Here is a 17139-nt window from a genome sequence, read left to right as displayed (position 1 = left end):
GTAAGCGCTTTCTCACTTCTTTTCCTAGGATATCATTGATTTGGTTGTTTTGTTTGACGATGTCGTTCGATCGCCAGTTCCATGAAATATTCGACCAATTCCGGATATTCGATTCCCACTGCTCGTGCACCGTCCGGGAATAAACTGGTCGAAGTCATACCAGGAAGTGTATTCGTCTCCAAGATGACTGGATTTCCGGATTCCGGTACTAGGAAATCAGATCGCGAGTATCCTGCACAGCCAAGGACTTGATGCGCTTTAACAGCCCATTCTTGAAGTTTTTCTGTCGTTGTCTCATCCAGCTCAGCAGGACAAATATGCTCCGAACCTCCGATGGCATACTTGGATTCATAGTCATAAAAGGCGTTCTTCGGAATGATCTCGATGACCGGCAGTGCTTTTTCTGCACCTTTATGACCGACGACAGGGACTGTCACTTCACGCCCTTTAATGAACTGTTCGACAAGCACTGCATCGTCCGCTTCAAAGGCTTTAGCGATTCCTTCACGTAACATCGTCTCATCTTGAGCAATCGTCAATCCGTTTGATGAGCCTTCTTGTGCTGGTTTGACGACACAAGGAAATTGACCATTCCACTCTACGATTTTTGCTTCGATATCATCTCCACGCTCTAACAGCACATCACGGGCGATCGTAATGCCTGCTTTATCAAAGTGAACTTTCGAACGTGCCTTATCCATCGCTAGCGCTGACGCTAACACACCTGAACCTGTATATGGAATGTCTGCCAGTTCAAGCAATGCTTGTACGCGTCCATCTTCACCAATTTTCCCGTGAAGAGCGATGACAGCCACATCTACATCCAGCTGGAAGAGTTCATGCGCTTGATCAGGGTGGAAATCAACAGCCGTGACCTCATGCCCTTTACTGTTTAATGCTTCCATGATCGACTTTCCACTGTTTAATGAAACCTCCCGTTCTCCTGAAGTCCCACCGTATAATACTGCCACTTTCATCCTACTTCACTCCTTCTTCTTACGTTCAATGATTATCATACCATCCTTCTGACGATGAAAAAATACAAAATGGTGCCACTTCCAGCAGAACACAAAAAGGTGCGGCATCCCCCTATGAGGGAATGTCGCACTTGATGTTTTACATATTAAACTGTTCAGCTATCGTTGCGACGGCATGTTCCGCCTGAATCGTTTTCCCATACTCCGCCATGACAAGTGGACTTTTCGGGCTCGGTTCACCGTATTCAGACAAAATCGTCGTCACCGTCTGTTCGAGCGCCTCATTCATTCGTTCTTGGAAATAGAGATAATAGCTTCCCTCGAAGAAGTAGAGGCTACCACCTGTCTCTGTACGAGGCATATGTCGCAATAATCCATGACTCGCTTGAATGACGTCTTCTAGCGATTGTAGAGCATATAAGACGTGATGGACGATATCAACTGTCATACGGATTTCGACTTGATCGAACTCCTCGTTCATCTCTTCTGGCAAATCGCCTTCACGACGTACATCAACGAGCATCCCGTCATTCGGAAAGAATGTAACGAAAAATTCGAGTGTTCCTGCTGCTTGAAAACCAAAATTCGATTCGGCTTCTTCTAATAGATTACGCAATAAAGCTTGTCCCTTCCCGACAGCCAACGTTTCTGGTCGAACGTCGTGAAGCGATAACTCCTGCTTTGTGATGAAGACACGAAGGTGTCCTTGTTTCATTTGTTCAAACCTCATATAGACTCCTCCAGTCAAAACCGGAAACCTGATGTCTCCGTTCGCTATGAATCATACTATACACCAGTTGTCGGAGTGAGTCGACTTAACCAACTTTTCCAAGATTGATCGTCTGCACCAAGTAAATGTGGACCATACCGTTCCGGCAGCTGATCGACCGCATAACCTCCAAGACCAATCTCAAGATCCGGAAAATCAGCCATCAAACGTGCCAGCGCTTCATCGAGCAACGGTAAATGATCCGATAACGTGCAGGAAAGAATAACGGCTTTCGGTTGCAGCTGGTGTGTGACCGTCACCAAATCCTGAACCGGTATACCGGAACCGAGGAAAATGACATCAAATCCAGATTGTCGTAAATAAAGTGTAAAGAAAAGTAGTCCGAGTTCGTGTTCTTCTTCCGGCGCACAGACACAGACGATTCGTGGTAAGAACGGATTGATCGGCATCTGTAACGACAATGTCGAAAGGCGAGCTCTCAGAAATGCCGTCGCAAAATGCTCGTGCGCAATCGTGATCTCACCCGACTCCCACTTCACTCCTATCTCATGCAAAAGTGGACCGACGATGTCCTGAATCACTTTATCGAAGCTAAACATCGAGAATGCTTTATTCATGATGTCATGCGCATGTCGTTCTTCAAAGTTCGTCAATGCCTGAAATAACTGATCTCGCAGTTCGACTCCGTAATCGTGCGGTACTTCAGCCCGATTGACAGGCATCTCATACAACTGGATTGCTTTAGAGACAGATAACCCCTCTTTTTGTTTATCGACGATCCAGCGTAATTTCGCGACATCGTTATCACTATAGATGCGATGTCCGGATTCACTTCGATCCGGATCAAGCACCTGATATCTCCGCTCCCAAGCACGAATGGTCGTCGGGTTGAGTCCCACTAACGCAGCGACTGCTTTGATATTATATTTCCCACGATCCATGCATCGTGCCTCCTTCCCCTTCCTTTCTAGTATACGCTGAAAGGAAAAAAATCTCCGTTCACAATGTGCCCTTACATCATGAAACCGATGGAGACGAAGGCGATGATGATCGTGATCATGAGCACCGTCAACGTGATTGCTAACGGATTTTTTCGAAATGGTTGTTTTAATCGCTCGTTTCGAACGTGTTCGATACGCGAAGAACGCGGTGGAAGTGACTGATCCTCTTCGTTCTGATGCAACCGTCTCTGATCTTGTTTACTCAATGTTCATCACCTTTTCTTGAAAAATATAAGGATATTGTCTAGTTTACACCGAATCTGGTGATGAAAAAAAGACTTGTTCTAAACGCAATTTCCAATCTACCGGTTGATGCGTCCTTCTCTGCACTGGACTTTCCCACTCAATCGTTCCACATATATCACAACAACGTGGTTGTACGATTGCCTGCTCATCAAAATGATGCAACAACATCGAACGGCGACATTCGTTCCGGTGAATGTAGTCCATCATCTGGTTGATCTCTTGTCGTTTCAATTGTTTACGTTCTGTTTGCCACTGGATGATGCGTTCCTTCGACCACCCATTCTCGAGTTGTGATTTAAGTAAGCGGTATGCCGGATCTTCCGGATTAAAACGAAAACCACTTTCCATCTTGGCATAGGATTCGCCTTGATTCATTCCTTGTTGCAATTGATCGATCCACAAGACGGGCGCATATTGCGTGTCAATCAAGTACGTTTGTAGTTGTTCATCTTGAGCAGCGTAAAGTAAGATTGCAGTCGCCTCTTTACCGTCACGTCCGGCACGTCCGACTTCCTGCATGTAAGCTTCGATCGTCGCAGGCATCGTATAGTGAATGACCGTACGGACGTTACCTTTATCGACACCCATTCCGAACGCACTCGTACACACGAGACAATCAATCTCATCATGAAGAAACTGTTGTTGAACAAGCTGGCGATCTTCTATCGTCAACCCAGCATGATAATAGGTCGCGCCGTCAATGATTTCAGCAATTCGTTCCGCTTCTTTACGGGTCGTCGTATAGATGACGCATGGGCGAACGATGCGTTCCATCCACCGATTGACTGCCGCATCCTTTTCTTCTCGATCCACGCGATCGACAACGTATTGGATTTCTGGTCGGTTGACAGAACGACGGATGATTTGTGGCTCATGCATACGCAGTTGTGTTCGAATATCTTGCTCAACAGCACGCGTCGCTGTTGCCGTTAAGGCAAGACATGGTGGAAGACCTAGTTCTTGTCGAATGTGACCAAGTCTTGCATACTCCGGTCGAAATTCGTGTCCCCATTGGGAGATACAATGCGCCTCATCGACGACGAAGAGCGCGATATTGATCTGTTTTAGCCGAGCCCGAATCTGCGGCAGCGCCAGTTGCTCCGGTGATAAGTAAAGATATCGTAGATGTTCGAGTACAGATAAGATCTGCTCCTTCTCTTCTCGTGTCTCGACAGAAGTTAATTTAGCGACAGATCGCTCCCCTCTGCGCTTAATTTGCATAACCTGGTCTTCAATCAACGAGAGTAACGGAGACAAAATCAACGTCAGTCCTTCATTTTGTACATAAGACGGAAATTGATAACAGACAGACTTTCCTCCACCAGTCGGCAAAATTGCTAGTGTATCTGTTCCGTTTAGGATGGAATCGATGATTTGGCGTTGTCCAGGTCGAAATGCTTCGTATCCAAAATGACGATGCAATAACGCTTCCATTAAATCCCCTCCCATTTACTACGTGCTAAAACCAATCGAATCTGAAAATAAGATATCTCGGATTGCATCTCACTCTTGATCCGCTTCAGCGCGTAAGTTCCGAGTCGCTGTGCAATCTGTCGAACCTCTTCTTGCTGAGATAACGTAACAAAATGATCCAGCGGAAACGAAGGAGCATACATTGCAATCTCAACAAGATGATCTTCCATCGTACTATTTTTTAATCGTCTTCGGATCGCAACCGCTTCAACGGTTAATCCCTGTTGTAATAACTCCCATGTCGTTTGCGCAGACTGGGTCATTTTTGACGTGTGTAGATCAACACCTATTTGCTTTAGAAATGGTGTTTTTTCTAAGTCATCGATGCACTTTCGCCAAGCGATCGTAAATTCGTATTGAACACTCTCCACATCCGTTTTCATCATTTGAGCTAATTGCGGATAAGACCATCCTGCCTGCACGCCAGACAAGCGGTAACTGATTAATGTCGCTTCTCGCTCTGGTAAGCGCTCAAGGAGAAATATCAACTCTTGGTGCATATGATGTAACCATTCTGCTCGATTCGAGATGGTCGGAAGAACACTTTTTACCCATTCACGGATGATGGTTTCCTGTTGCACAGGAATAAACGGCTGTTTCGCTTCCAAACAAACCATCGTTTGAACCAAAAGGCTGAGTCGTTTCCACATCATCTCAGCATAACCACGAAGTTCACCACCTAGTTGATCAATGGTCGCACGATCCGTTTGCTCTACTAGTCGCGCGCCTTCGTACGTCAGTCGCAGTGTCTCTTGCCGCTCAATCCAATTCTTCTGCGCAAGTTCAGCCAAGATTGTTTCGAATCGCTGTTTACTGACTAATACAGTACCGAATACCGACTCTAAATCATAAAAATGAGCATCTTGCAGAGAAGTCGCTGATTTCTTTCCTTGAAAAACATGATAAAGACTGCGGTCAGATCGTTCATTTCGAAGGCGCTGGATCGATTCCAGAAAAATACGCTCGAGTAAAGAAACTTCCATATGTCACGCTCCCTCCTGTTGTATGTCGTTTCCAAATCAAAGATGATATGCTATTCCTGTTTCATCGTTACGTTTTAGAGAGGCCGTTTGCGGGCATGTGATGATATATACATTTTCTGCTGTCACTTGTGCTTCGTCATTGAAATGCAACGATGAGTCCGATACAATGACATATAGATGAGAACAGCGTGTTTCAATAATGTTTTCGTATAGAGAGGAGACCGTTCAATGGCTAAATTTACGATTGTCGACAAAGATACTTGCATCGCTTGTGGTGCTTGTGGAGCAGCGGCACCAGATATCTATGATTATGATGATGAGGGTTTGGCGTATGTCATTCTTGATGATAACAATGGTACTGCCGAAATTCCAGAAGCATTATTCGACGATATGATTGATGCATTCGAAGGTTGCCCGACGGATTCAATCAAAGTAGCAGATGAATCGTTCGAAGGCGATGCGTTAAAATTCGAATAAGTGAATAAAAAAAGATGTTTCCTCGCGAAGCATCTTTTTTTATTGGACTTTTTCTCATTCAATCTATCGATCATCTAAAAAAACGGATGTCACCAATTGGCAACATCCGGTCTATGATTAGTAAAAATTTAGCGTTTACCTTTGATATACGGTACACCGACAGCTTTTGGTGCATCCGCACGACCAACGACACCAGCAAGTGCTAAGATCGTCAATAAATACGGCGCAATCAACAGATACACTTGTGGAATTTGATCGAGTAACGGCAATTGCTGACCGATGATCGAAATCGCTTGAGCGAACCCGAAGAAGAGGGCTGCCCCCATGGCACCGAGTGGGTTCCATTTTCCGAAGATCATCGCCGCAATCGCGAGGAAGCCTTGACCGAGAATCGTCGTCACACTGAAGTTCAATGAAATCGACGTCGCGTAGACAGCACCAGCAAGACCGCCGAAACCACCAGAAATCATAACGCCGATGAAACGCATCTTCGTGACGTTGATTCCCATCGTGTCCGCTGCCATCGGGTGTTCCCCGACAGAACGTAAACGAAGACCAAATGGTGTCTTGAAGATGATGTACCATGCGACGAACGCGAGAACGATCGCGATATACGATGTGTAGTAGACGTTTGCGAAGAACATCTTCAAGACTGGAATATCAGACAAGAATGGTACATTTTCTTTCGAAATCCGGTTTGGAATCGAATCTGTCTGTCCTTTACTGTAAAGTGCACGGACAAGGAAGATCGCAAGACCAACCGCAAGCAAGTTGATCGCTACTCCAAGAACCGTTTGGTCTGCTCGGAAGAGGATTGCTGGAATCGCAAGGAACAGTGAGAAGACCGCTCCGACGACGATCGCGATGAGCATCGCAAGCCAAGGACTCGCAGCACCTAAGCCCATTTTCGATAAAGTCAATGCCGTGACGACACCTGTGAAGGCACCCATGACCATTAATCCTTCTAACGCGATGTTGACGACGCCAGAACGCTCACTGAAAATGCCGCCAAGTGCTGCAATGATTAACGGAGCCGAATAGGCGAGTGCGATTGGCACGATGATATAAAGTACTTCAAGAAAGCCCATTATTGACCGGCTCCTTTCGCTTTTTTAGATTCTTTCTTAACCGTGAACTTCTCGATGACGAGACGAATCGCGTAACCCGAAGCCACGAAGATGATGATGAATGCGATGATGATTTTGATCAGTTCCGGTGGAATACCAATCTGTTGCATCGACAGACCACCGATGTTGAGTCCTGCAAACAGTAACGCCGCGAGAACGACACCGATCGGGTTATTCGCACCTAACAAGGCAACCGCGATTCCGTCGAATCCAACACCTGTGAAGGACGCGTTCAATGTCATGTTTTGGAACGTCCCAAGACCTTCCATCGCTCCAGCGAGACCTGCGAACACACCTGAGATGACGAACGATAAGATGATGTTTCGGTTAACGCCCATCCCTGCATACTCTGCAGCATTTTTATTGAATCCAACTGCTCGGAGTTCATAACCAAGCGTTGTTTTCCACAAAATGAACCAGAAGACGAGGGCAGCGATGACTGCGATGAAAATCCCGTTATGCAATCGTGAAAAATCCGTCATCTCTTGTAAGAACGGTGAAGCAAGAGATGCTGATTCCTTGACTGACTCCGTCCGCTCGTTCGTAATACCGATGACATGACGTAAAATATCATTCGTCACATACAATGCGATATAGTTCATCATGATTGACGTGATGACTTCATGCACATGAAACTTCGCTTTTAAGATACCAGGAATCGATGCCCAAAGTGCACCTGCTAAACCTGCTCCAATTAGAGCAAGCGGTAAATGAATCGCCATCGGTAGATCAAACTCAATCCCGATCCAAACTGCGACCATCCACCCGACGAGAACCTGACCTTCAACCCCGATGTTAAAGAGTCCAGTCCGGAAAGCAAACGCGACAGCAAGACCGGCAAAGATCAACGGAGCTGCTGCTCGCAATGTTTCACCGATGCTGTATGGTTCGCCAAAAATACCATAGAATAACTGATCAAAACCGGCAATCGGATCATACCCGCCGATGACCATGACGATCGCCCCGACGACCATTCCAAGGATGATGGAAAGAATCGGAATGAGGATGCCGTAAAAACGCTCTAACTTCATGAATGACCTACCTCCTCTTTCTTACCGCCGGCCATCAAGAAGCCAAGCTCGATCTCATTCGTTTCTTTTGGATCCAAGAAGGCAACTGTTTTTCCTTCATAAAGAACGGCAATCCGATCTGATACTTGAAGAATTTCTTCGAGTTCGAATGAAATCAACAAGACAGCGCGACCTTTTTCGCGTTCAAGAACCAACTGTTCATGAATGAACTCGATTGCTCCGACATCAAGACCACGTGTCGGCTGTGCTGCAATCAATAGGTCTGGTGAACGATCGACTTCACGCGCAATGATCGCTTTTTGCTGGTTACCACCTGACAAGGCACGAGCAAACGTCTCTGGACTTGGAGTTCGGACGTCGAACTTCTCGATGAGCGTTTTTGCTTTTTCCATGACTTGTTTATAGTTCATGATGCCTGCTTTTGAATACGGTTGTTTGTAATACGTTTGTAAGACCATGTTATGTCCGATTGAATAATCGAGGACAAGTCCATGTTTATGACGGTCTTGCGGAATGTGACCGACACCTGATTCCGTCACTTTACGTGGCTTCAAGTTTTTGATCGATTTATTGTTGAGGAAGATTTCTCCACTATCCGCTTTACGGAGACCAGTGATGGCTTCAATCAATTCCGTTTGCCCGTTCCCGTCGATTCCGGCAATTCCGACGATCTCTCCGGCACGAATGTCGAGATTTAATCCATCGACGGCTTTGATGCCGCGACTGTCCTTGACGACTAGATCCTTGATGTCGAGAACGAGTTCTTGTGGAGTTGCCTTGGAATACTCCGCATTAAAGTTGACTTCACGACCTACCATCATTTCAGCAAGACGCGACTGTGTCATCGTCTCATCGATATCGACCGTTCCGATATACTTACCACGGCGAATCGTCGTACAGCGATCAGCTACTTCCATGATTTCCTTCAGTTTGTGCGTGATGAGGATGATCGACTTTCCTTCTGCGATCAAGCGATTCATGATCTGAATCAATTCTTTGATCTCTTGTGGTGTCAAGACAGCAGATGGTTCATCGAAGATCAAGATGTCTGCACCACGGTACAACGTCTTTAAAATTTCAACACGCTGTTGCATTCCGACTGAGATATCCTCGATTTTTGCATCAGGATCAACAGCAAGACCATACTGTTCAGAAATCTGGCGTACCTTCTCACGTGCAGTTGCACGGTCGATCTTAATTCCGGCACGTGGCTCTGCACCTAAAATGATGTTTTCAGTAACAGTGAAATTTTGAACGAGCATGAAGTGTTGGTGCACCATACCGATTCCAAGATCGTTCGCGACGTTCGGACTCGTAATATTGGCTTTTTCACCACGTACACGAATTTCTCCAGCCTCAGGCTGATACAAACCAAATAAGACGTTCATCAGCGTCGATTTTCCGGCACCGTTTTCACCAAGTAAAGCGTGAATCTCACCTTTCCGAAGCTGGAGCGTGATATTATCATTTGCGACGAAACTGCCAAACTCTTTTCTAATGTTCAGCATCTCAATGACGTATTCCAAGAAAATCCACTCCCATGTTTAGTTTAAAAGGGGGAGCCGCAATGCTAGCGACCCCCGCTTTCATTATTATTTCAGTGACGCTTCGTATTCTTTGTACTCGTCGTCTGTCGCTGGGACTTTAACGTCGCCATCGATGATTTGTTTTTTATACTCTTCGACTTTGTCGAGCGCTTCTTTCGAAACGTTGTCTTTCGAAGGTGCGATATCAACACCGCCGTCTTTTAGACCGAACTCAACAACTTTACCTGCTGGGAAGTTGCCGTCTTTCGTATCTTTTGAGACTTGCTCAACAGCTGTATCGACACGTTTGACCATTGACGTCAATGTGACGTTCTCTGGCATACCTTCTTCGACTTGGTCACGGTCTACACCGATAACCCAAACATCCTCACCGTTTTTCTTACGGTTTTTCGCTTCTGTGAATACCCCTTGTCCTGTACCACCAGCTGCATGATAGATGACGTCGACTTTTTTACCGTACATACCTGAAGCGATCGCTTGTCCTTTTTCAGCAGCGTTGAAGTCTTCTGCATATTGAACTTCGATGTCAGCGTCTGGGTTGACTGCTTTAACACCTGCTTTGAATCCACTCTCGAACTTCTTGATCAAGTCAGAGTTAACGCCGCCGACGAATCCGACTTTATCTGATTTCGTCGTCAAACCAGCAACGACACCAACGAGGAACGATCCTTCGTTTTCTTTGAAGACGATTGACGCGACGTTTGGCTTGTCAACGACCATATCGACGAGTGCGAAGTTGCTCTTTTTGAACTGATCCGCTACTTTACCGATATCTTCTCCCATCAAGAACCCGATACCGAGGATCAAGTCGTATTTAGCACGAGCTAATTGTTGAAGGTTCGGTTGGTAATCCGATTGTTTTGCAGATTGAAGATATTTGTAGCCAGTACCTTCTTTTAGGTCGTTGTCTTTTCCGAACTTCTGGATACCTTCCCAAGCAGATTGGTTGAATGATTTATCATCAACACCGCCTGTATCTGTAACCATACCTACTTTAAAGCCGTCTGATTTGCTGCCGCTACCTGAATCTTTTGAATCGTCGTTGCCACCACATGCTGCAAGGACCGAACTCATTGCTAAACCTGTTGCTGCTAATGCGAGAAGTGACTTCTTTTTCATCTGGAAAATCCCCTTTCGAATATGGTCATACAAAGTTCAAGACTACGTCTAGCACCCGAGGCTGGCGATGAGGAGCGTTACGTAGGTTATGACGGAAAGCGCTTTCAGTATTCATCCTAAAACAATGGCTCACACACGTTTACGGATGACGTGGAAATCAAACTTATCTGCTCGGAAATAGTTCGCTGAAAAAAGAACGGAACGGTCGAGCTCATCATAATGCGTTTGACGCAACGCGAGCAAAGGTTGGTCCGTATGTAATTGTTCAGCGATTTTCGGATCAATACGTGGCTCGATGTGCGTCACGGCATGCGTGACACGTCGTCCAAGTTCTTTTTCTAAAGCATCAAATAATGATGTCGAAGAGGTGAACTGCTCTTCATTTTTAATATAATGGCTTGGAATCTTATCGATACAATAGACGACAGGAACATCCCCTGCGAGTCGGATTCGTTCGATTCGATAAACCAATTCATCCGGACCAAGTTGAAAACGCTCTCGGTCGCGCTCAGTCGGTTGGACCATCTCGGATGATAACACTTCTGATGTCGGAACCATACCTGCGCGCGCAATCATTTCTGTTACGCTGTACAATTCTTCGATTCCAGAAGTAAACGGTGGTCTTGCATTGATAAACGTACCGACACCGTGTTTACGGATGACGATGTTCTCATCTTCAAGAATTCGTAAAGCCTCTCGAAGAGTAGCTCGACTGACGCCAAGTTGCTTTGAAAGTTCAAACTCTGAAGGGAGCTTCTCGCCTTCCTTGTAAACGCCGTCATCGATGTCAGACTTGATCTTTTCAATCACACGTAAATAAAGCAAACGATGATCTAATTTAATCGACATGACGCATCTCCATCCTCTATCTAGTTGTAACCAGTGCTCAGACTTCTGACGTATGAGAACTCCAGCCAAGATAAGTATATGACGCCCAACACAATCCTGCAATCATTTTGTAACAGGTTAGAAGTCTGACTTCTGGCGCTTTTGTAACCCTTTTCATAACGCAATCAATAATGGAAGAAAATAGGGCATTCTACCTAAGAATGCCCCTTCTTTTTTCAACGCTTATTGCTCAGGTACTTCGATTTTTCCAGAAACGACATCTGATTTTGCTTTCTCAAGCGCAGTCAACGTCTTCTTCGAAATCTTTTCAGATGGTACGATATCAACTCCATCTTCTTTCAGACCATAACGAATCGTTTTGCCGCCCTCGAGTTTACCATCCTTCGCTGCGTTTGCTGTATCTTCGACTGCACGGTCGACACGTTTGATGACAGAAGTTAATGTAACGTCTTCCGGCATACCCTCTTCTTTTTGGTCTCGGTCGACACCGATGACTGAGACGTTTTCACCGTTTTTCTTGCGGTTTTTCGCCTCTGTGAAGACACCGTTTCCTGTACCACCTGCTGCTGGGAAGATGATATCTGCGCCTTTACCATACATTCCAGCTGCGATCGCTTGACCTTTTTCTGGAGCTGCGAAGTCTTCCGCATATTGGACATCGATTTTAATCTTCGGATTGACGGACTTAGCACCTGCTTCGAAACCGGCACGGAAACGCTCGATGACGTCCATCTTCATCCCACCAACGAAACCGATATGATCTTTTTTCGTCTCCATTGCAGCAACGATCCCTGCAAGATATGCTCCTTCATTTTCCTTGAATGTGATCGACGTGACGTTCTTTCCTTCAACGACGTTATCGATGATTGCGAATTGTGTGTCTTTGAATTGATCAGCAACTGTTTTGATATCCTCATTGAACGTGTTCCCGATTCCGAAAACTAAATCTTCTCCCCCACGAGCAAGACGCGATAGATTCGGTTGATAATCTTGTTGCGATTTAGATTGTAGATAAGAGAACCCTTCATTCTTTTGAAGTTTGTTGTCTTTACCGTATGCTTGCAGACCTTCCCAAGCGGATTGGTTGAACGATTTATCATCGATACCACCCTTATCGGCTACCATCGCAACAGAGAATTGATCTTTTTGATTGGCTTTCTCACCTGAACCACCACAAGCAGCAAGACCAACCGTCGCTACTGACATCATCGATACGATTACCTGTTTCTTCTTCATTTCATCCATCTCCTCTGCAATTATGAGAGCGCTTTCATTATCTATTTGTGAAAAAGCTGCTCCCAGCCCTCGTGTTGAAGGTCGGTCACTCATATGACTGAGTATGCCAAAAACACTACTGAAAATCAACAGACGTCTGACAACTATTTTCATGAAAGCGATTTTATTTTTGATGCATTCATTAATTTTTCCAGTCATTTCTATTTATACAAAATCATCATGTCTTTTTTTCATGTATCCCTTCTTTTTTCGAGACATCGGTTCTTATCTATACATTTTCCTAGAAAAGAAAAGGAAGCCTTGGAATATTCCACGACTTCCTTTCTACTCGATTAACGTCCCATGACGCGGCGTGGTTTAGATCCTTCAGATGGACCAATCAGACCGTTTTCTTCTAACGCATCAATAAGACGGGCAGCTCGGTTGTAACCGATGCGGTACTTTCGTTGAATCATCGACGTTGATGCCGTCTCTTGTGTCAGAATGAACTGGACGACCTCATCGTAAAGTGGATCGTCGACCTCTGTTTCGCCCTCTGGTACATCTTTTGGAATCATCGCTTCAACATACTGTGCCTTTTGCTGACTGATGACATGATTGACGACCTTCTCGACTTCTTCGTCCGATAAAAAGGCTCCTTGTACGCGGACCGGTTTGTTCATGCCGTTACCAAGTAACAACATATCTCCTCGTCCGAGCAATTTATCAGCGCCTCCCGTATCAAGAATCGTCCGCGAGTCAGTCGCACTCGATACACTGAATGCGATCCGCGACGGGATATTCGCCTTGATGACACCGGTGATGATGTCAACACTCGGACGCTGCGTCGCAATGACCATATGAATTCCTGCTGCTCGCGCCATTTGTGCAAGTCGCATGATCGCATCTTCGACTTCGTTTGACGCGACCATCATCAAGTCAGCTAACTCATCGACGATGACAACGATGTACGGTAATCGTTGATGCACTTTCTCCTCTGCGTTCATCTTATCAATCAGTGCATTGTAGCCTTCGATGTTGCGCGCTCCGTTTTGACTGAAGATCTCATAACGGCGTTCCATTTCCGAGACGACCTGTTTTAATGCCTGTGCCGCTTTTTTAGGATCGGTGACGACGGGCGCTAAGAGGTGCGGAATGCCGTTGTAGACATTCAATTCGACCATTTTCGGGTCAATCATCATCAAGCGGACTTCATCCGGTCGTGCCCGCATCAATATCGAGACAATCATCCCATTGATACAGACCGATTTACCGGAACCCGTCGAACCGGCAACTAAGACGTGTGGCATCTTATTCAACTTCGCTGTCACCGTCTCACCAGAAATGCTTCGTCCGAGTGCAACGAGCAAACGATCGCTGTCGGATTGGACGCTCTCCGCTCCTAGTACTTCTCGAAGTGATACCATGGCGACTTCACGGTTCGGCACCTCGATTCCAACAGCCGCTTTACCCGGAATCGGTGCTTCGATCCGGATATCTTTTGCGGCTAACGCTAGCGCTAAGTCATCGGCGAGTCCCGTGATTCGACTAAGCTTGATTCCTTGTTTTGGTTCAATCTCGTACTTCGTGACACTAGGTCCGAGATGAATCTTTAAAACTTTTGCTCCGATCCCGAACGACTTTAAGGTTGCAATCAATTTCGTGGCATTGTCCTTCAGTCGTTTGTTCTCGCCGGACAAATCTTTTGATGTCGGTTCTGCTAACAAATCAAGCGACGGCAATTGATAACCGTCTGGTGTCTCTGTCATCGTCAACGGCCCTTGTGTTTCCGCTGCTTGGGGTTCAACGTGATCCGTGAAACCGATGATCGGAACGTCTTGAATGTTGACGGACGGATCTTCTGCTTCTTGTTCCGTTTCGATTGGTTCCTCGACAGTTGCTGGTCGCAACGTCTTCGTTTTTTTCTCACGAACCGGTTTCGATTTCAACTCTTTTTCGACACGAGGACGTGGTGTTCGTTCACGATTGCGAAACTCTTCTGCACGTTCCCGGAGCCCAAGCCACAGCTCACCATAAAACGATGGGCGTAGGATATGAACGGCCGTTCCGATGAAGAACAGACCAATCAAGAAGGCACCCGCGCTCGAAATATAATAAGCTGCGTTTTGATAGAGCCATCCATTGAGAATGCCACGCGGTGCTCCGAGCAATAGATCAATCCAGACGACTGAACCCATCAGTAACATCGACCATGCCCATTTCTGAGCACGCGACGCATTCGAGAGGAGTAAAAGTAGCACAGCACCGATTCCACCATATAATAAGGAACCGAACTGACCAATTAACCGCTCTCCTCCATCGGCTAGCGTCAGTCCGACTTTCCCGAACTCCCCGAAAGCGAGAACGAAAGCTAGTAATGAGACGATTGCGATGATGGTCGCATATGTACGATACGCAATCGGCTGACGTTGTTTCTTCGCTGCCGGTCGTTTCCGTGGCGGCGTTTTTTTTCGTACAGGTTTTCGTTTCGTCGTCGCCATACGTCATCCCTCCTGATAAAAAAACGGCTCAGTGGACCAGGTATTGGTCAATCTGAGCCGCTCGTTTGTTAAATCTCCATGATGATCGGAAGAATCATCGGGCGGCGTTTCGTCTGTTCATAGAGATAAGCACTGAGTTTATCTCGAATTAACGACTTCATCTCCGTCCAATCCAATTCTCCGTTTAATTTACCTTGTAGTTGTTTCGCAACGATTCGGTTTGCTTCGTTGATCATATCCTCTGATTCACGCATGTAGACGAATCCGCGAGAGATGATTTCTGGTCCCGATACGATCGTTTTGTTTTTCCGGCTGATCGTAATGACACAAAGGACGACACCGTCTTGCGATAACAAGCGACGATCACGAAGGACGATGTTTCCGACATCACCCACACCGATTCCGTCGATCAAGACGTTTCCAGCGTTCACTTTGCGTGACATCCGTGCTTTGCGCTTCTCGAACTCAACGACATCCCCATTCTCGATGATGAAGATGTTGTTCGCATTGACGCCAACCGTCTGTGCGAGACGACTGTGTGCCTTTTGCATCCGGAATTCTCCGTGAATCGGTAGGAAGAATTTCGGTTTGATCAAGTTGAGCATCAGCTTCAGATCTTCCGCATGACCGTGACCGGAAACGTGTACTTTCCGTTGGTTGTAAATGACATTCGCACCAGCACGGAATAAGAGATCGATCGTTTTCGAAACCGACTTTTCGTTACCTGGAATCGGCGAAGCCGCAACGACGACCGTATCGTTCAAGCGAATATTGACTTGCTTATGTGCGTTACGCGCCATTCGTGTCAAGGCTGCCATCGGCTCACCTTGCGATCCTGTCGTCAAGATGACGACTTGGTTATCGTCGAGGCGGTTGATGTCAGATAGATCAATCAATGTTTTCTGTTTGAAGCGTAAGTAATTCAGACGCTGTGCCACTTCGACGTTATTGACCATGCTACGACCAACGACCGCTACTTTTCGATTGTTCGCTTCTGCTGCCGCAAACACTTGTTGTAGACGATGAATGTTCGAAGCGAATGAAGCGACGATGACACGACCTGGTGCCTCATAGATGACGTCGTTCAGTTCAGAACCGACGATCGATTCTGATCCAGACATCCCTGGTCGCTCTGCATTCGTTGAGTCAGACAGTAAGCAAAGCACTCCCCGTTGACCAATTGCTGCAATCTTCCCGAAATCCGCCTGTTTTCCATCAACTGGTGTGTAATCGAATTTGAAATCCCCTGTATGGACGATCGCACCTTGAGATGTTTGAATACATACCCCGACTGCATCCGGAATCGAGTGGTTGACCCGGAAGAACGTAATAAAATGACCTGCAACGGTTAATTTCGTCTTGGCATCAATTGGACGAAGATCTGCCTTTTTCAATAAACCGGCTTCTTTTAATTTGTGTTCAATCAAACCGAGCGTCAAACGTGTTCCGTAAACCGGTACTTTTAAGTCACGCAAGACGTAACTGAGTGCCCCGATATGATCCTCGTGACCATGGGTAATGAAAATCCCCTGAATCCGCTCTTTGTTTTCTTTTAAATAACTGATGTCTGGAATGACTTTATCGATTCCAAGCATCTCGTCTCCTGGGAACATTAATCCGGCATCGATGACGAAGATGTCCTCGTCGAGTTCGACGACGTACATGTTCTTCCCGATCTCACCGGCGCCACCAAGAGCAAAGACGCTTACTTTTTCCGTCTTCTTCTTTGACACAACATGACCTCCTATAATTCATATTCACTTTTCGTGAGCCGTCCACTTATCACTATCACTATTCTAGCCGAATTTTCACAATCTGCCAACAATCGGACTAGGAAATCTAAAAAAAACGTCATTCCTGCCA

15 protein-coding genes are annotated in these 17139 nt (G+C 46.1%); 1 reads left to right on the top strand and 14 read right to left on the bottom strand.

Annotated features, from left to right (window positions below):
* Positions 1-32: 32 nt before the first annotated feature.
* From KNQ06_RS04890 to KNQ06_RS04865, 6 genes are all read right to left on the bottom strand, one after another.
* A complete protein-coding gene (locus KNQ06_RS04890) occupies positions 33-977 on the bottom strand; it encodes a D-alanine--D-alanine ligase (protein ID WP_214723570.1) in 945 nt (314 codons plus the stop codon).
* Between the two features lie 139 nt (positions 978-1116).
* Positions 1117-1707 carry an adaptor protein MecA gene (locus KNQ06_RS04885; RefSeq protein ID WP_195864803.1) on the bottom strand — a complete coding sequence of 197 codons (591 nt, stop codon included), beginning with the start codon at positions 1705-1707 and terminating at the stop codon, positions 1117-1119.
* Positions 1708-1763: 56 nt separating this feature from the next.
* Positions 1764-2648, bottom strand: coding sequence for a MerR family transcriptional regulator (locus KNQ06_RS04880; protein ID WP_195864802.1), 885 nt, complete (start codon positions 2646-2648; stop codon positions 1764-1766).
* Between the two features lie 71 nt (positions 2649-2719).
* Positions 2720-2914, bottom strand: coding sequence for a hypothetical protein (locus KNQ06_RS04875; protein ID WP_023468658.1), 195 nt, complete (start codon positions 2912-2914; stop codon positions 2720-2722).
* A gap of 43 nt (positions 2915-2957) precedes the next feature.
* Positions 2958-4388: a RecQ family ATP-dependent DNA helicase gene (locus KNQ06_RS04870; protein WP_251133474.1), complete on the bottom strand. Its 1431-nt coding sequence runs from the start codon at positions 4386-4388 to the stop codon at positions 2958-2960.
* On the bottom strand, positions 4388-5410 hold the full coding sequence (locus KNQ06_RS04865; RefSeq protein ID WP_214770667.1) for a YpbB family protein: 1023 nt from the start codon (positions 5408-5410) through the stop codon (positions 4388-4390). Before KNQ06_RS04865 ends, KNQ06_RS04870 begins: the two co-directional genes overlap by 1 nt.
* 228 nt (positions 5411-5638) lie before the next feature.
* On the opposite strand from KNQ06_RS04865, the gene KNQ06_RS04860 reads away from it, so the two are divergent.
* The gene (locus KNQ06_RS04860; RefSeq protein WP_029342027.1) at positions 5639-5887 is read left to right on the top strand and encodes a ferredoxin; all 249 of its coding nucleotides are present in this window, start codon (positions 5639-5641) and stop codon (positions 5885-5887) included.
* A gap of 128 nt (positions 5888-6015) precedes the next feature.
* On the opposite strand, the gene KNQ06_RS04855 is transcribed toward KNQ06_RS04860, so the two are convergent.
* The 8 genes from KNQ06_RS04855 to KNQ06_RS04820 form a co-directional block, all read right to left on the bottom strand.
* Positions 6016-6975 carry an ABC transporter permease gene (locus KNQ06_RS04855; RefSeq protein WP_023468662.1) on the bottom strand — a complete coding sequence of 320 codons (960 nt, stop codon included), beginning with the start codon at positions 6973-6975 and terminating at the stop codon, positions 6016-6018.
* A complete protein-coding gene (locus KNQ06_RS04850; protein ID WP_029342028.1) occupies positions 6975-8045 on the bottom strand; it encodes an ABC transporter permease in 1071 nt (356 codons plus the stop codon). The genes KNQ06_RS04855 and KNQ06_RS04850 overlap by 1 nt, the downstream gene beginning before the upstream one ends.
* Complete coding sequence (locus KNQ06_RS04845; protein ID WP_029342029.1) at positions 8042-9571, bottom strand: ABC transporter ATP-binding protein; 1530 nt, start codon at positions 9569-9571, stop codon at positions 8042-8044. Before KNQ06_RS04845 ends, KNQ06_RS04850 begins: the two co-directional genes overlap by 4 nt.
* 66 nt (positions 9572-9637) lie before the next feature.
* Positions 9638-10711: a BMP family lipoprotein gene (locus tag KNQ06_RS04840; RefSeq protein WP_029342030.1), complete on the bottom strand. Its 1074-nt coding sequence runs from the start codon at positions 10709-10711 to the stop codon at positions 9638-9640.
* A gap of 129 nt (positions 10712-10840) precedes the next feature.
* Entirely contained in the window at positions 10841-11560 is a 720-nt protein-coding gene (locus tag KNQ06_RS04835) for a GntR family transcriptional regulator (protein ID WP_023468666.1), read from the bottom strand.
* A gap of 222 nt (positions 11561-11782) precedes the next feature.
* Positions 11783-12796: a BMP family lipoprotein gene (locus tag KNQ06_RS04830; protein WP_215147445.1), complete on the bottom strand. Its 1014-nt coding sequence runs from the start codon at positions 12794-12796 to the stop codon at positions 11783-11785.
* A gap of 332 nt (positions 12797-13128) precedes the next feature.
* Positions 13129-15276, bottom strand: coding sequence for a DNA translocase FtsK (locus KNQ06_RS04825; RefSeq protein WP_215147443.1), 2148 nt, complete (start codon positions 15274-15276; stop codon positions 13129-13131).
* Positions 15277-15344: 68 nt separating this feature from the next.
* Positions 15345-17009, bottom strand: coding sequence for a ribonuclease J (locus tag KNQ06_RS04820; protein WP_023468670.1), 1665 nt, complete (start codon positions 17007-17009; stop codon positions 15345-15347).
* Positions 17010-17139: the final 130 nt, after the last annotated feature.

The sequence above is a fragment of the Exiguobacterium sp. s91 genome, assembly GCF_018618915.1.
Lineage (GTDB): Bacteria > Bacillota > Bacilli > Exiguobacteriales > Exiguobacteriaceae > Exiguobacterium_A > Exiguobacterium_A abrahamii.
The sequence above is the reverse complement of the archived record's forward strand: the minus strand, read 5'-3'. Positions and strand labels throughout refer to the sequence as shown.

Excerpts from the sequence above, each read along its gene's own strand:
- KNQ06_RS04850 (WP_029342028.1), bottom strand. The coding sequence starts at position 8,045 with ATGAAGTTAGAGCGTTTTTACGGCATCCTCATTCCGATTCTTTCCATC.
- KNQ06_RS04885 (WP_195864803.1), bottom strand. The coding sequence starts at position 1,707 with ATGAGGTTTGAACAAATGAAACAAGGACACCTTCGTGTCTTCATCACA.
- KNQ06_RS04825 (WP_215147443.1), bottom strand. The coding sequence starts at position 15,276 with ATGGCGACGACGAAACGAAAACCTGTACGAAAAAAAACGCCGCCACGG.
- KNQ06_RS04840 (WP_029342030.1), bottom strand. The coding sequence starts at position 10,711 with ATGAAAAAGAAGTCACTTCTCGCATTAGCAGCAACAGGTTTAGCAATG.
- KNQ06_RS04830 (WP_215147445.1), bottom strand. The coding sequence starts at position 12,796 with ATGAAGAAGAAACAGGTAATCGTATCGATGATGTCAGTAGCGACGGTT.
- KNQ06_RS04835 (WP_023468666.1), bottom strand. The coding sequence starts at position 11,560 with ATGTCGATTAAATTAGATCATCGTTTGCTTTATTTACGTGTGATTGAA.
- KNQ06_RS04865 (WP_214770667.1), bottom strand. The coding sequence starts at position 5,410 with ATGGAAGTTTCTTTACTCGAGCGTATTTTTCTGGAATCGATCCAGCGC.
- KNQ06_RS04860 (WP_029342027.1), top strand. The coding sequence starts at position 5,639 with ATGGCTAAATTTACGATTGTCGACAAAGATACTTGCATCGCTTGTGGT.
- KNQ06_RS04890 (WP_214723570.1), bottom strand. The coding sequence starts at position 977 with ATGAAAGTGGCAGTATTATACGGTGGGACTTCAGGAGAACGGGAGGTT.
- KNQ06_RS04855 (WP_023468662.1), bottom strand. The coding sequence starts at position 6,975 with ATGGGCTTTCTTGAAGTACTTTATATCATCGTGCCAATCGCACTCGCC.
- KNQ06_RS04870 (WP_251133474.1), bottom strand. The coding sequence starts at position 4,388 with ATGGAAGCGTTATTGCATCGTCATTTTGGATACGAAGCATTTCGACCT.
- KNQ06_RS04880 (WP_195864802.1), bottom strand. The coding sequence starts at position 2,648 with ATGGATCGTGGGAAATATAATATCAAAGCAGTCGCTGCGTTAGTGGGA.